General features: G+C 68.5%; 12 protein-coding genes and 1 pseudogene. 5 read left to right on the top strand and 8 right to left on the bottom strand.

The genetic code is table 11. The features are described from left to right. Window positions 1-52: 52 nt before the first annotated feature. Both rpoD and dnaG read right to left on the bottom strand, forming a co-directional pair. Entirely contained in the window at window positions 53-1,156 is a 1,104-nt protein-coding gene (rpoD, locus tag ACFLIM_RS05135) for an RNA polymerase sigma factor RpoD (RefSeq protein WP_393162397.1), read from the bottom strand. Between the two features lie 507 nt (window positions 1,157-1,663). Beyond that, on the bottom strand, window positions 1,664-3,505 hold the full coding sequence (dnaG, locus tag ACFLIM_RS05130; protein WP_393162395.1) for a DNA primase: 1,842 nt from the start codon (window positions 3,503-3,505) through the stop codon (window positions 1,664-1,666). A gap of 157 nt (window positions 3,506-3,662) precedes the next feature. Here dnaG and ACFLIM_RS05125 point away from each other — a divergent pair, with 157 nt between their 5' ends. Continuing rightward, complete coding sequence (locus ACFLIM_RS05125; RefSeq protein WP_393162393.1) at window positions 3,663-4,529, top strand: M23 family metallopeptidase; 867 nt, start codon at window positions 3,663-3,665, stop codon at window positions 4,527-4,529. Here the strand turns inward: ACFLIM_RS05125 and ACFLIM_RS05120 are convergent. Both ACFLIM_RS05120 and ACFLIM_RS05115 read right to left on the bottom strand, forming a co-directional pair. Beyond that, window positions 4,492-5,652 carry an NAD(P)/FAD-dependent oxidoreductase gene (locus ACFLIM_RS05120; protein WP_393162391.1) on the bottom strand — a complete coding sequence of 387 codons (1,161 nt, stop codon included), beginning with the start codon at window positions 5,650-5,652 and terminating at the stop codon, window positions 4,492-4,494. The genes ACFLIM_RS05125 and ACFLIM_RS05120 overlap by 38 nt on opposite strands. Window positions 5,653-5,744: 92 nt before the next feature. Next, window positions 5,745-6,965, bottom strand: a complete 1,221-nt coding sequence (locus tag ACFLIM_RS05115; RefSeq protein ID WP_393162389.1) for a deoxyguanosinetriphosphate triphosphohydrolase — start codon at window positions 6,963-6,965, stop codon at window positions 5,745-5,747. Between the two features lie 80 nt (window positions 6,966-7,045). Between ACFLIM_RS05115 and ACFLIM_RS05110 the strand changes: the two genes are divergently transcribed. Continuing rightward, on the top strand, window positions 7,046-8,554 hold the full coding sequence (locus tag ACFLIM_RS05110; RefSeq protein WP_393162388.1) for a M48 family metallopeptidase: 1,509 nt from the start codon (window positions 7,046-7,048) through the stop codon (window positions 8,552-8,554). A gap of 251 nt (window positions 8,555-8,805) precedes the next feature. Further along, window positions 8,806-9,090: pseudogene (locus tag ACFLIM_RS05105) on the top strand (DUF4832 domain-containing protein); the annotation flags it as partial. On the opposite strand, the gene ACFLIM_RS05100 reads toward ACFLIM_RS05105, so the two are convergent. Beyond that, window positions 9,077-9,991: an NmrA family NAD(P)-binding protein gene (locus tag ACFLIM_RS05100; RefSeq protein ID WP_393162386.1), complete on the bottom strand. Its 915-nt coding sequence runs from the start codon at window positions 9,989-9,991 to the stop codon at window positions 9,077-9,079. The pseudogene ACFLIM_RS05105 and the gene ACFLIM_RS05100 sit on opposite strands and share 14 nt — an antisense overlap. Before the next feature lie 180 nt (window positions 9,992-10,171). Between ACFLIM_RS05100 and ACFLIM_RS05095 the strand changes: the two genes are divergently transcribed. Then, complete coding sequence (locus tag ACFLIM_RS05095) at window positions 10,172-10,708, top strand: GNAT family N-acetyltransferase (RefSeq protein WP_393162384.1); 537 nt, start codon at window positions 10,172-10,174, stop codon at window positions 10,706-10,708. Between the two features lie 9 nt (window positions 10,709-10,717). Here ACFLIM_RS05095 and ACFLIM_RS05090 read toward each other — a convergent pair whose 3' ends face one another. The 3 genes from ACFLIM_RS05090 to ACFLIM_RS05080 form a co-directional block, all read right to left on the bottom strand. Continuing rightward, a complete protein-coding gene (locus tag ACFLIM_RS05090) occupies window positions 10,718-11,263 on the bottom strand; it encodes a hypothetical protein (protein ID WP_393162382.1) in 546 nt (181 codons plus the stop codon). Then, window positions 11,260-11,592, bottom strand: a complete 333-nt coding sequence (locus ACFLIM_RS05085; protein ID WP_393162380.1) for a hypothetical protein — start codon at window positions 11,590-11,592, stop codon at window positions 11,260-11,262. Before ACFLIM_RS05085 ends, ACFLIM_RS05090 begins: the two co-directional genes overlap by 4 nt. A 180-nt stretch (window positions 11,593-11,772) precedes the next feature. Continuing rightward, entirely contained in the window at window positions 11,773-12,681 is a 909-nt protein-coding gene (locus ACFLIM_RS05080) for an EamA family transporter (RefSeq protein WP_393162378.1), read from the bottom strand. Between the two features lie 41 nt (window positions 12,682-12,722). On the opposite strand from ACFLIM_RS05080, the gene ACFLIM_RS05075 reads away from it, so the two are divergent. Next, the gene (locus tag ACFLIM_RS05075) at window positions 12,723-13,238 is read left to right on the top strand and encodes a MarR family winged helix-turn-helix transcriptional regulator (protein WP_393162376.1); all 516 of its coding nucleotides are present in this window, start codon (window positions 12,723-12,725) and stop codon (window positions 13,236-13,238) included. The last annotated feature ends 4 nt before the right edge of the window (window positions 13,239-13,242 follow it).

The raw sequence follows: 13,242 nt of genomic DNA, 5'->3' as shown, positions 1-13,242 counted from the left end.
CGTGCGACGGGTCCGGGCCGTGTGGGCCCGGACCCTTCCGCGGCTCGTCGGATCAGTCGAGGTAGTCCCGGAGCATCTGGGCGCGCGTCGGGTGGCGGAGCTTGGCCAGGGTCTTCGACTCGATCTGCCGGATGCGCTCCCGCGTGACGCCGAACTCCCTGCCCACCTCCTCCAGCGTGCGCGGATGCCCGTCGGCCAGGCCGAAGCGGAGCTGGATGATGCGCTGCTCGCGGTCCGACAGCGTGGCCAGGATGTCGTCGAGCTGGTCCTGCAGCATGATGAAGGCCGCGGCCTCCATGGGCACGACCGCGTCGGCGTCCTCGATGAAGTCACCGAGGTCGGAATCCTCCTCGCCGATCGGCGACTGCAGTGACACAGGCTCCTGGGCGATGCGCTGGATCTCCACCACCCGATCGACAGGGAGGTCCATCTCCTTGGCGATCTCCTCGGGAATCGGCTCGCGGCCGAGGTCCTGGTGGAGCTGACGCTGCACGCGTACGAGCTTGTTGATGGTCTCCACCATGTGCACCGGGATGCGGATCGTCCGCGCCTGGTCGGCGATGGCCCGGGTGATCGCCTGCCTGATCCACCAGGTGGCGTAGGTGGAGAACTTGTAACCCTTCGTATAGTCGAACTTCTCGACCGCCCGGATGAGCCCCAGGTTTCCTTCCTGGATCAGGTCCAGGAAGAGCATGCCGCGGCCCACGTACCGCTTGGCGATCGACACCACGAGCCTGAGGTTGGCCTCGATGAGCCGCTGTTTAGCCCGGGTGCCCTGCCAGACGAGCTCCCTGAACTCCGGGAAGGCCAGACGCGAGACCCCGTTGCCCAGCTTGTCCTCGGCGAACAGACCGGCCTCGATCGACTTGGCGAGCTCCACCTCCTCCTCAGCGGTCAGCAAAGGCACTCGGCCGATCTCCCGCAGATAAATACGGACCAGATCGCTGGTCGGCGCCCGCTTGCCTACGTCTTCCTCATCGGCGCGGGGGGACTCCTCATCGCCCTGGGGCTCGAGGACCTCCACGCCCTTCTCGGCGAGCATCCGCACGACGCGTTCCAGCGCGTCGGACGGCAACTCGGATCGGTCAAGCGCGGCTGCGACGTCATCGACGGTTACGCTCCCGCGCTCCCTTCCCTTCGCGACGAGGTCCGCCACCTGGTCTACCGATGGCGGTCCGCTTGGCAGCACCGATGCACCCACGGGAGACAGTCTGCAGTATTGGTTCCATCAAATGGCAGACCCATTTTTGTCACTGAAGGTAAGGCGATCGTCCTTACCGAATTGAGATCGAAATAAGGTTTAGCCGGAGTTTGATCAGGAAAGTAAAGTCAATTACGCGGTCTGGTTACACGCGCCCGGCAACGCCCTCCAGTCGGACGCAACTTCTTCGCTGCCTGGATAGCGTTGTCCATCCTCTTTGTCGCATCTTGGACCGCGCCAAGTTCCCTGGTCAACCACCCTGGTATCCCGCCTACGATCGCCGCCGAACTGTTATCAACCACCTGCGTGATGAGCCTGACCAGGCAGGGTCAGGCCGCCCACTGGGCGATGCCGGCCCCCACCACGCCAGCGCGGCCGAGAGCGCCACGGCGGCACGGCTGTGCGCACAGGGCAGCGGCGAGGCGGCCACGGCAGCACGCAGGGACACCCGCGACCCGCTGGTCAGCTGCCGGCTGCGCGGTCGCGGAGGACGCGGCGTTGTTGCTCCAGCGCCACGAGCTCCCCGAACAGCTTGTTGTACTCCTGCTGCTCCTCCACCGGATTGAGCCGCTGGATCCGCGACTTCACCTGCGCGATGGCCCGATCGACCGCGATGGCCTCGATGGCCGCCAGCATGGCCTCGGCGTAGCGCTCCTCGGCATGCGCGTCCGCCTGGATCGGCTCCACCGCGAACCGGGTCACCAGCGCCCGGGAACCCTCCTCATGGGCGTGCTCCAGCAGCCGGTCCACCCACTCCCGCCCCCCGTGCCCAGCCGCCACGACACCACCGGCGGCGGCGATGACCTTGTGCAGCGCCACATGGTCAACGGCGGTGAAGGCCTGCGGGTCGAGCGCGTCGAAGCGGGGACCGAGCAGCGCCGGCCGCTGCACGGCCAGCTTGAGCAGCTCCCCTTCGACCCGCACGCTCGGATCGACGGGCGCCGCCCTGCGCACCCGCTGCGGCCGGCCCTGCTGCGCGCGCGAGATGTCGGAGATGCGCTGCATGACGAACCGCTCGTCCATGAACCCCAGCCACCGGTCCAGGTCGATGGCGTACCGCTTGCGCAGCCCGACGTCCTTGATCCCGGCCACGATCGGCGCGGCGGCGTCCAGCGCGGCGATCTTGCCTTCGTTGCTGCGCAGGTCGTAGCGGGAGATCGTGTTCCTGATCGCGAACTGGAACAGCGGCTCCCGGCTCGCGATCAGATCGCGCACGGCCGCGTCGCCCTGCTTGATACGCAGATCGCACGGGTCGAGCCCGTCGCTCTGGATCGCGACGTAGGTCTGGGTGACGAACTTCTGCTCGTCCGCGAACGCCCGCAGCGCCGCCTTCTGCCCCGCCGCGTCGCCGTCGAAGGTGAAGATCACCTCACCCCGGAACTCGGCCTGGTCCAGCAGGAACCTGCGCAGGACCTTGATGTGCTCCTCGCCGAACGAGGTGCCGCACGTGGCCACCGCCGTCGGCACCCCGGCCAGATGGCAGGCCATCACGTCGGTGTAGCCCTCGACGATCACCGCCTGGGCCCGCTTGGAGATCTCCCGTTTGGCGAGATCGATCCCATAAAGCACCTGGCTCTTCTTGTAAAGCGGCGAGTCAGGCGTATTCAGATATTTCGGACCATCATCGGAATCGAGCAACTTCCGCGCCCCGAAACCGATCACATCCCCGGTGGCGTCCCTGATCGGCCAGATGAGCCGCCCCCTGAACCGGTCGATGGGCCCCCGCCGCCCCTCCTTGGCCAGCCCACCCTTGACCAGCTCCTCGGCGGTGAACCCGCGCCCCAGGAGATGGCGGGTCAGCGCCTCCCACTCGGCGGGCGCGTACCCCACTCCGAACGTCTCCGCGTCGGCCCGCTCGAAGCCCCGATCCGACAGGAACCGCCGCCCGACGGAGGCGTCGGGCCCGAGCAGCTTGTCGGCGTAGAACTCGGCCGCCGCCTTGTGCGCCTCCACCAGCCGGGCCCGCTCGCCGTGATCGCGCCTGGGAACGTAACCACCCTGCTCGTACTGGAGCTGGATCCCGGCCCGCTGCGCCAGCCGCTCGACCGCCTCACCGAACGGCAGATGCTCGATCTTCTCGATGAAGGTGATCACGTCGCCACCTTCTGAGCAGCCGAAACAGTAGAACATTCCGCGCTCGGGGGTGACGTTGAACGACGGGCTCTTCTCGTCGTGGAACGGGCACAACCCCTTGAGGTTGCCGCCTCCCGCGTTGCGCAACTGGATGTGTTCGCCGATCACGTCGGCGATGGGTGAACGCTCGCGTACGAGCGCGATGTCGACATCACGGATCCGGCCAGCCACGCCGGTGAGTCTATTCCGCCCCACCGACGGTTCCCGACCTCGACGGTACGGGAAGGCATGGGTTACCTGTCAGTTGCTAAAGGGGGAAAGCGGCTATGCGGGGGCTCCCGGTCGGCTACAAAGGTTGTCGGTGGAAACGGTGACACGGGTGGAGATCATGCGATCGGGGCTTATCGGACGATGGGCGGCCGTCACGGGCGCGCTGCTGCTGACCGGTGCCTGCACCCAGGCGACCGGCCTGGCGGGTGTCAGCGCCCGGTCGCCCTCCACCGCCCCGGTCACCGGCACCCCGTCGGTCACGGCCACGATCCCGCAACCGAGCCCGCAGGCCGCCGCCGAGCAGCCGCCCAAGGGCGACGACCCGGTCAAGGTGCCGCCGCCGAAGTTGTCGAAGTACACGTACGCGTTCCCGGTCAAGGGGTGCAAGACCACCTACCAGCGCAAGTTGCTCGTGTTACCCAAGACGACGATCTGGGCCGGGCAGGGGTGCGCGTTCGTGGCGCCCGTCGGGGGTGTCGTGGACGAGGTGAACGCCCAGAACAAGTGGCGACCGTCCACGGACGAGGGCGCCGACCGCGAGGGCCGGTTCGTCACGATCATCGGCGATGACGGCGTACGTTACCTCGGCGGCCACCTCGACACGATCGCCGACGGCGTCAGGCCGGGCGTGCGGGTCAAGGCGGGCCAGTTGCTCGGGCGGGTGGGCAGGTCGGGCAACGCCCGCGACACCGCGTCCAACCTCTACTTCGCGATCTCGTGGAAGACCGGCCCGGCCTTCTGGTGGGTACGCAGGGGCATGGTCGAGCCGTGGGACTACCTGGACGCGTGGCAGTCCGGCAACCGCACGCTGTCGCCCAGGGAGGAGACCCTGGCGCTGCGCGGCAGGCTCGGTGAGACGCCGCGCTGCGCCGTTCAGTGCAAGGCGAAGAGGACACCGCAGGCGAGCAAGACTCCGAAGCCCGATGACGACGTGCCCGTGGTGATCACTATGGACCCGACGACAACTCTTTCTGGTCTACGATGACGCCTGACCTGATGAGCTCCTGGATATCGTCCACGACGTCCCAGGTGTTGACGTTCATGCCGGCGATCACCCGGCCGCCGCGCAGCCAGTAGACGATAAACTCCAGGCTCTCCGGGTCGCCCCGGTAGACGATCTCGTCGTAGCCCTCGATGTCGCCGGAGAACTCCATGCCGAGCTCGTACTGGTCGGTGTAGAAGTACGGCACCGCGTCGTAGACCACCTCCTGGCCGAGCATGGACCTGGCCGCCGCGGGGCCGCCGTTGAGCGCGTTGGCCCAGTGTTCGACGCGCAGGCGCCGGCCGTACAGGGGGTGGAAGGGCTCGGCCACGTCGCCCGCCGCGAACACGTCGGGGTGCGAGGTGCGCAGGGCGGCGTCCGTAAGGATGCCGTGCCCGACGTCGAGGCCGGCGTCGCGGGCCAGCCCGACCTCGGGGGCGGCGCCGATGCCGACCACGACCATGTCGGCGGTGAGCCGCTCGCCGGAGCTGAGCCGCACGCCGGTCTCGGTGATCTCCGCGGCGGCGGTGCCGAAGCGCAGGTCGACGCCCTTGCGCACGTGCAGGCGGGCGAACAGGTCGCCGAGTTCGGGGCCGAGCGCCCGGTTCAGGGCGGTGGGTTCGGGTTCGACGACGGTGACCGCGCAGCCCGCCGCGCGGGCCGCCGCCGCGGTCTCCAGTCCGATCCAGGACGCGCCGACGATCAGCACACTGCCCGCCGACGCGAAGCGTTCCTTGAGGGTCTCGCTGTCCTGGACGGTACGCAGGTAGTACGCGGGTCCCGGCAGGCGTCTGGGCACGGCGCCGGTGGCGATGAGCAGCTTGTCGTACGGCTGGCGCGACCCGTCGCCGAGCCTGATCAGGTGGTGATCGAGCTCGATGCGGGTGACGCGCATGCCGAGCCGTAGATCCACGCTGTTGTCCGCGTACCACTCGGAGGCGTGGACGAAGATCTTCTCTCGTTCGCTCTTGCCCTGGAGGTACTCCTTGGACAGGGGAGGTCTCTCGTAGGGCCGTTCGTTCTCCGCGCCGACCAGCACGACCTCGCCGTCGAAGCCCTCTTCGCGCAACGTCTGCGCCGCCTTGGCTCCCGCCAGGCCGGCGCCGACGATCACATATGTGGCCATGGGCGCAGTATCCGCCCACCGGGGTCGTGGCGAAAGCGGGTTGTGTCAGGTGACCTGCCTCATTGGCAAACCTTGGTCATCGCGAAAGCTGGTCATCGCGAGAGCCTTCTGTGCCAGGCCACCGCCGAGGTGTCGGTGAGCGAGGCGATCTGGTCGATGACCACCCGCACGCGGGCCGCGTCGTCGGGCGCCTCCGCGTACGCGGGTCGGAAGGCGGGCTCCAGCGTGCCCGGGGCGCCGAGGGTGATCAGGGAGGCCAGTTCGGTGATGAGGTCGCGCTGCCTGGCCTGGTTGGCGTTGTGGTCCTTGGTGGTCATCACGTAGTGGGCGGTGACGCCTTTGAGCAGCGCGCACTCCAGCCGGGTCGCGTGCGGCACGACGAGGTCGGCGCGGTGGCGGGAGCCGTACACCTCCTTGGTGGCGGCCTGCGCGGAGCGGCAGAAGCGGCCGATGAGGCCGCTCGTGAGGGCCTTGAGCCCGGCCAGGTCGGCGAGGGTGGCGTCGAAGTGGCGCGGCCAGAGCGGGTCGGCGATCAGCCTGGCGAAGACGTGTTCGAGCTCGTTCGGGTCGGTGCCGGGGGCGTACCAGGTGCGGGTGATCTCGCACACGTGGCTGCGCTCGACCGGTGACTGGAGTGCCTCGGGGGTGACGTGGCCGGAGTGCAGGGCGTCCTCGAGATCGTGTACGGAGTAGGCCACGTCGTCGGCCCAGTCCATGATCTGCGCCTCGAAGCTCACCCGCCCCTCGGGCGCGCCGTCCCTGATCCACTCGAACACGGGCAGGTCGTCGTCATATACGCCGAATTTTGGTGACTTGTCGCAGGTCCACGGGTACTTGATCGAGGCGTCCAGGGCCGCGCGGGTCAGGTTCAGCCCGGCGCTGCGGCCGTCCTCGGTGAGCACCTTGGCCTCGAGCCTGGTGAGCAGGCGCAGGCTCTGGGCGTTGCTCTCGAAGCCGCCGCACGAGGCCGACAGCGCGTTGAGCGCCATCTCCCCGTTGTGGCCGAACGGCGGGTGCCCCAGGTCGTGCGCCAGGCAGGCGGTCTCCACCAGGTCGGGGTCGACGCCGAGCGTGGCGCCCATCTCCCTGCCGACCTGGGCGCATTCGAGCGAGTGCGTGAGCCTGGTGCGCGGGATGTGCTGGCCCCCGCCGAGCGTCTCTCCAGGGCCCACGACCTGCGTTTTCGCCGCCAGCCTGCGCAGTGCGGCGCTGTGCAGCACCCGGGCTCGGTCGCGTTCGAACGCGGCTCGTTCCGGATTGCCGGGAGGTTCCGGAACCCAGCGCTCCTGGTCGTGCTCGTCGTAGTACGGCATCAGTGCAGTGATTTTATCCAGTTTCCTGACTCCGCTAGTGTCAAGCCTCGCGAGAACCCATTCCCCGGGAGCCCTCCCCCATGACGACAGCGTTCCGAGCAGTGCTGGCCTTCACCCTGCTCGCCGGCTTCTACGTTCTGGTCGGCCTCATCCTGGCGGCCGCCGTCTTCTTCGACGTCCTGCTCCTCGTCGACTTCCACGCCAACACCGTCAAGATCGCGATCGTCCTCACCCTGGCCGCCGGGGCGCTCGTACGTGCCCTGTTCATGGTGAGCCGCCGCCGCGGCGGTGACCAGCCGGGCGTGCCGGTCGGGCGCGAGCACGAGCCGGTGCTCTGGCAGACGGTCGAGGACCTCGCCCAGCGCGTGCGCACGGCGCCGCCGGACGAGATCCGCCTGGTGGCGGAGGTGAACGCGGCCGTCTCGGAGGACACGAGATACCTGGGGCTGAAGGCGACGCGGCGGCGGATGTTCATCGGGCTGCCGCTGCTGCAGACGCTCACCGTCGACGAGATGCGCGCGGTGCTCGGGCACGAGCTGGGCCACTACAGCGGCGCCCACACGCGGCTGGGCGCGCCGGTCTACCGGGGCCGGGTCTCCTTGATCGCGACCGTGCAGGGCCTCGGCAACCACCCGTTCATCCAGCGGGTCTTCACCTGGTACGCCAAGCTCTACCTCCGGGTCTCACAAGGCGTCTCGCGCAAGCAGGAGCTGGAGGCCGACACGTTCGCCGTCGGGATCGGCGGCCGGCAGGCGATGGCGGACGCCCTGCGCAAGATCCACGCCACCGCGATGGGCTGGGAGCTGTACGTCAACAACTACCTGGCCCTGACGGGCGCGGGCGGGACCAGGCCGGCGGCGGTGTTCGGGGGTTTCCACGCGCTGATGAGCGACCCGGACCGGCAGGCCGAGATCGCCAAGCTGGGGGAACAGCCTGAAGAGGTCTCGCCGTACGACTCCCATCCGAGCCTGGCCGAACGCCTGTCCGCCATCGAGCACCTGGCGGAGCCGCAGCACGTACCCGACCCTCGCTCCGCGCTGACGCTGCTGCGGGACGCGAACGTGGCGGTGCAGGCGGTGGAGCAGTCGATGTGGACGCCGGACGCGCTGACCGGGCTGCGGCCGGTGCCGTGGGAGGAGCTGATCGCGCACGGCATGTACGCGGGCCGCAACGCCGACGCCCTCCACGACCTGGCGGTGTCGGGGCAGGAGGTGATGGGGGCGGCCCAGCCGTACCTGGACGCGGCCTTCGAGGCGATCGCGCGGGGGCGGCAGGCGGAGCTGGCGGCGAAGCTCCTGGAGCGGGGCTGGAACCCGTCGGACACCCTGCTGGCCGGGGTTCTGGGCCAGGCGCTGGAGGCCGTGCTGATCCAGCTCGGGGAGGCCAAGTGGACGTTGTCGTGGTCGGGGCCGGCGCGGCTGCTGTTCGACGATGGGGAGGAGGTGGCGCTGTCGGAGTACGCGGCCCAGGTGGCGGCGAATCCGGCGGCGGTGGGCGGGTTGCGGCAGTGGCTGGGGGACCACGGCATGCGCCACGACTACGTCCCGGTGGGTGTTTCGCCGGGGCCACAAGCACGGCCTGCGCAATAGGGGCGCTACGCGCATCAGGACATCAGCCGTCCCGGCGCTGAGGATCGTGTCCACCACGCCACTCCGGTCGGGCAGCCCGTAGGCGTCGCAGATCAGCCGGACCCGTCTGGGGGCGTCGACGGCCCCGGGGCCCAGGCCCACGTACTGCCAGCAGACGTGCGCCACGTCGTGGATCCGCCGCCCGGGTCCCGCCAGGTCCCAGTCGATGAACGCGATGGGCCGCAGGTCGTCACCTCCGTAACCCCGTCAACCCGCGCGGCGTGGAGCTGATCCTGCGCAAGACCGCCACCTCGGCCGTGTACCGCTTCCCCCTCACCGCCGACCCGCGCAAGTGGCAGCCGGGCACCACGACCGCGATCACCCAGACGGTCACCCTGCGCGCGTCCATCCCCGCAGGCGGCTACGCGCTCCTGCTCAACCTGCCGGATCCGCAGCTCGCATCTCGTACGGAATACTCGATCCGGCTGGCCAACCAGGGCACCTGGGAGTCCGGCACCGGCCTGAACAACCTCCTCCACACCATCACCGTGAGCTGACGGTCTTGACCGACTGGGATCGGTATCCGCCCGCCTCCACAGCCTCGACGACGAGGTCGTGGACCGGCCGGGGCTCGGCCGGGAGGAGGGTGGTCAGGTCGGTGTCACGCGCTTCGAGAACACCCGCGATGGCGTTGGAGAACAGCGAGATCGTGTGGGTGATCTGATACGGCTCAAGGCCGCTTCCCGCCAGCGCCGCACGCGTGTCGAAGAGGGGGATGGCCCGGTATTCGACCGTACGGCCGAGCGCCCCGGTCAGGACCTCGGCGATGTCCTGGCCGCCGAGCGCGGTGACGCCTTCGAGTTCGTACGTCCTGCCCGCGTGGCGGCCGCGGCCCGTGCCCGCGAGGTCGTGCTGGGTCTCGGCGGCGACGCGTACGGCCACGTCCGCGAGGTCCTGCTTGGCCACGACCGATACCCGGCCGGTCCCGAGTGCCGCCGCGAAGAAACCGGTCGCGGCGGCCGACTCGGCGCCCGCGGCCGCGAGGCCGACGGGCACCTCGGCGTACAGCCCGTTGCGCAGCACGGTGACCTCGAACGGGGCGGCGGCCAGGCGGGCCTCGGTCCAGCGGTGCGGGAGCGCGATGGTCATCAGGTCACCCGAGCCTGCCAGGCTGGTGTAGATCACATGCCGTACGCCCGCGGCGGCGGCCGCGTCCACCACCGCCCCATGACGGGCGAACACCACGTCGTCCTCGGCGTACCCGGCCGAGACGAACACCAGCACGTCCACTCCCTTGAAACCCTCCGACAGGCTCGCCGGATCGTCGAAGTCGATCCGGCGCGCGGTCGGGCCGTCGCCCGACCGGGTGCCCGCCACGACGTCCAGCCCACCGACCGCGGCCAGACCGTCCAGGATCAGGCCGCCGAGCGCTCCGGAAACACCGGTAACGAGAATCATCGAGACACTCCTCACATTGATCTGCTGGGAACCACGTCCCAGCATCGGCCCGGAGCCGGCGGTGTCGTAAGAAGGCATCTTCATGTCAGTCACGAACACGGCGATAACCCTCCAGGCCGGCCGCGTTGGGGGGCGGAAACTCGTTTGACCACGCGGACCGCCGATGACGACGATCAGGTGGTGCGCATCGATGTCTCGAGATTCTCGCCCGGCGACATACAGCTACTGGTCGATTTCCTGACCGAAGAGGAATGGCCCTTCCACGCGGGCACCCAGGACCGGGAGACGGTCCGGCGCAGGGCCGTGGAAGGGCTTTATGACAACGAGGAGACGCGTACGTTCTGGGTGCTCGCCGACGGACAGCACGCGGGGCTGGTCAGGTTGCAGGACCTCCCCGACGACACCCCCATGTTCGACCTGCGGATCCGGCAGTCATGGCGGGGACGGGGCCTCGGCACGGCGGCGGTCGCCTGGCTGACCGGCTACCTCTTCACCGAGTTCCCGCAGATCACGCGGATCGAAGGCACGACGCGCCAGGACAACCACGCGATGAGAGCGGTCTTCCGGAAGAGCGGATACGCGAAAGAGGCGCATTACCGGGAAGCGTGGCCAGGCCAGGACGGGATCCGCTATGACTCGATCGGCTATGCGATCCTTCGCCGTGACTGGCTTTCCGGGACGGTCACACTCCCGGACTGGGACGACGAATCCCAGTGAATCTCTTGTTCAGCTGTTCTTGATCATTCTCTCGCCCCCCAGAGCGAGAAGAAGGAACATATCGAACTGGTGCAGGTTGGCCTTGTCCATGCGTCTGATCGCTTCGATGCCTGTTTTGGCGGTCCAGACATGGATCAACGCTTCCTCGCGGGTGACCTGGAACGCGGGATCGTAGTCGGCGCGATGCCGCAGCACTTGAAGTTCGCTGAAGGTCTTGGCCAGTTCCTCGAGGTCCGCCGGGACCGTTCCCGTGGTGGAGTCCACGAACAGCAGGCTGACCGGGCCAGGAAGAGTGCGCCGAGCGACGAGGTCATCGACCCATCTGGCCGCTTTCCGGAAATTGCCGTGGGCGTACCAGCGGCCGATGACCTGCTGATGTTCGAGCGGCCCCGTTCGGGCCGCTCGACGTGCGCCATGCTGAACCAGCTCATAAAAGAGCGCGTAGTATGCGGTCGAGATCGCGCGGCGCAGAAAAACGGTGCGGCGGCCCCATGCTTCGCCCGTCAGAGCGCTGGCGAGATGGAGGTAGTCGTCGGCATTGAAGTCTCGTCTCACGGCCTCTCCTGCTGATCGGAGTCCATCGACTCATTGCCGGCGCTCGTGTCTTCGGGCCGGTCGCGAGAGGCCCAGTAGCTTGCGGTGAACAGCCTCACATGCACGTAGTCATCGAGGCCTTGTTCGACCGCGAGCCGATTCGCCCCCGTGTGGAGTCCGTGAAAGTACGCGACAGACCAGGTTTCGCCTTCCGGCGAGTCCGTGACGACCAGCGCCCTGAGGATGTCTTCTCCCGCCGAATCCTCGTACGGCTCGACGACTACCTGGCGAACCGCGGGACCGTCGGGGAGGTTCAACTCCTTGATCGCGGCGGCCAGGTTGTTCATCATTTCGGTTCGCCTGTGGGCTCTCATAAGAACCATCTTGACCCTTTCGGACATTAGTAGACGGCCACGTCAGCGGGCCATTCGCATCTTGTCAGAAGTCTCCATCACAGGCCTCGAATTTATGAAAGATCAGGCTCGCGACTACGTCAAATGCGGTCGCAATCCAGGGCAACACCGTCTTTGTTAGGCGGCGCCTTTCCGTTCGAGGAGGCGGTCGGCTCGGGTGCGGGCGGTCGTGGCGAGGCGGGTGGCGGCGGGCTGGCCGAGGAAGATGCCGAGCAGGGCCAGCGCGATCCCGCCGAGTTGCTGCGCGGTGAGCGCTTCCGCCGCGATCGTCGTCCCGAGCAGGACCCCGGTCACCGGGTTGAGCAGTCCGAGCAGGCCCACCGTGCCGGCCGGCAGGTGCCGCAGCCCCGCGAACCAAGAGGCGAAGGCGATGGCCGTGGCGACGACGGTGACGTAGGTGAAACCCGCGATCGCGGGGGTCGTCAGGGTCGGTGGCGGGCCTTCCAGAGCGATGGCGAACGGCATCAGGACGAGGCCGCCGGCGATGAGCTGCCACGACGTCGATGACAGTACGTCGACCTCGTGGCTCCACCTTTTGGCCAGCACGTACCCGAGTGACGACATCAGCATGGCCGCGACGGAGGCGAGCACGCCGCGGCCGTCGACGGCGGTCGTGCCGGTGAGGAGCATCAGGCACACGCCCGCGATGCCGACGGCGGCTCCGGCCAGGTACGTGACCCGCGGCCGCTCGGCGAGTAACGACCAGGCCAGCAGCATCATCACGACGGGCGAGGTCGCCATGATCGTCGAGGCGACGGTCGTCGGGAGCAGTTGCGCGGCCAGGTAGACGAGCGCGAAGAAGGCGCTCATGTTGAGGATCCCGAGGACGAGAGACTTCCACCACCACGTGCCATGGGGGCGCTTCCTGCTGAGGAGGAGCAGCAGCAGCCCGGCGGGCAGCGCCCTGATGGCGGCCCCGTACAGGGGGTAGCCGGAGGGGAGGAACTGGTGGGTGACGTAGTAGTTCGTCCCCCAGGCCACGGGCGCGATCGCAGTGACCAAGGCCCAACCCGCAGTAGCTTTCATGGAAGCTATAATATCTTCCTTGGAAGCTATATTGGAGAGTCATGAGCGAACCCCTGGATCACATCGCCCGCATCCAGCGGCAATGGGCTCGCGAGCGCCCGGACGTGGACGTCACCCCGCAGGGGGTGATCGGGCGGCTGCACCGCCTCGCCGGGCATCTCACCGAGCAGTTGTGCGTCGTCTACCGGCGGTACGGGCTCAAGGAGGGCGAGTTCGACGTCCTGGCCGCTCTGCGGCGGGCCGGGGAGCCGTACGAGCACGCGCCCGGGGAGCTCGCCGCGTTCACCATGGTCACCACGGGCGCGATGACCAAGCGCATCGACCGGCTCGAACGCGACGGGCTGGTCACCCGCCGGGTGAGCGAGCGTGACGGGCGCGGCCGGGTGGTGGCGCTCACCGACGCGGGCAAGGACCTGATCGACCGGGCGTTCACCGAGCACATGCGCAACGAACGCCGCCTCGTCGACGAGCTGGACCCGGAGCAGGCCGCCCAACTCGAATCACTGCTGGCGGCCTGGCTGGCCCACTTCGAGGCGCCCCTCCAGCCGGACGGCTGAGCAC

Origin of the sequence: Nonomuraea marmarensis (assembly GCF_043197025.1) — a bacterium.
GTDB lineage: Bacteria > Actinomycetota > Actinomycetes > Streptosporangiales > Streptosporangiaceae > Nonomuraea > Nonomuraea marmarensis.
Note: the sequence above shows the minus strand (reverse complement) of the source record. Positions and strands in the feature narration are given on the sequence as shown.

Bases quoted from the DNA above. Each gene is read 5' to 3' on its own strand.
- ACFLIM_RS05120 (WP_393162391.1), bottom strand. From the start codon at position 5,652: ATGGCCACATATGTGATCGTCGGCGCCGGCCTGGCGGGAGCCAAGGCG.
- ACFLIM_RS05080 (WP_393162378.1), bottom strand. From the start codon at position 12,681: ATGAAAGCTACTGCGGGTTGGGCCTTGGTCACTGCGATCGCGCCCGTG.
- ACFLIM_RS05115 (WP_393162389.1), bottom strand. From the start codon at position 6,965: ATGCCGTACTACGACGAGCACGACCAGGAGCGCTGGGTTCCGGAACCT.
- ACFLIM_RS05100 (WP_393162386.1), bottom strand. From the start codon at position 9,991: ATGATTCTCGTTACCGGTGTTTCCGGAGCGCTCGGCGGCCTGATCCTG.
- ACFLIM_RS05110 (WP_393162388.1), top strand. From the start codon at position 7,046: ATGACGACAGCGTTCCGAGCAGTGCTGGCCTTCACCCTGCTCGCCGGC.
- ACFLIM_RS05125 (WP_393162393.1), top strand. From the start codon at position 3,663: ATGCGATCGGGGCTTATCGGACGATGGGCGGCCGTCACGGGCGCGCTG.
- ACFLIM_RS05075 (WP_393162376.1), top strand. From the start codon at position 12,723: ATGAGCGAACCCCTGGATCACATCGCCCGCATCCAGCGGCAATGGGCT.
- ACFLIM_RS05085 (WP_393162380.1), bottom strand. From the start codon at position 11,592: ATGATGAACAACCTGGCCGCCGCGATCAAGGAGTTGAACCTCCCCGAC.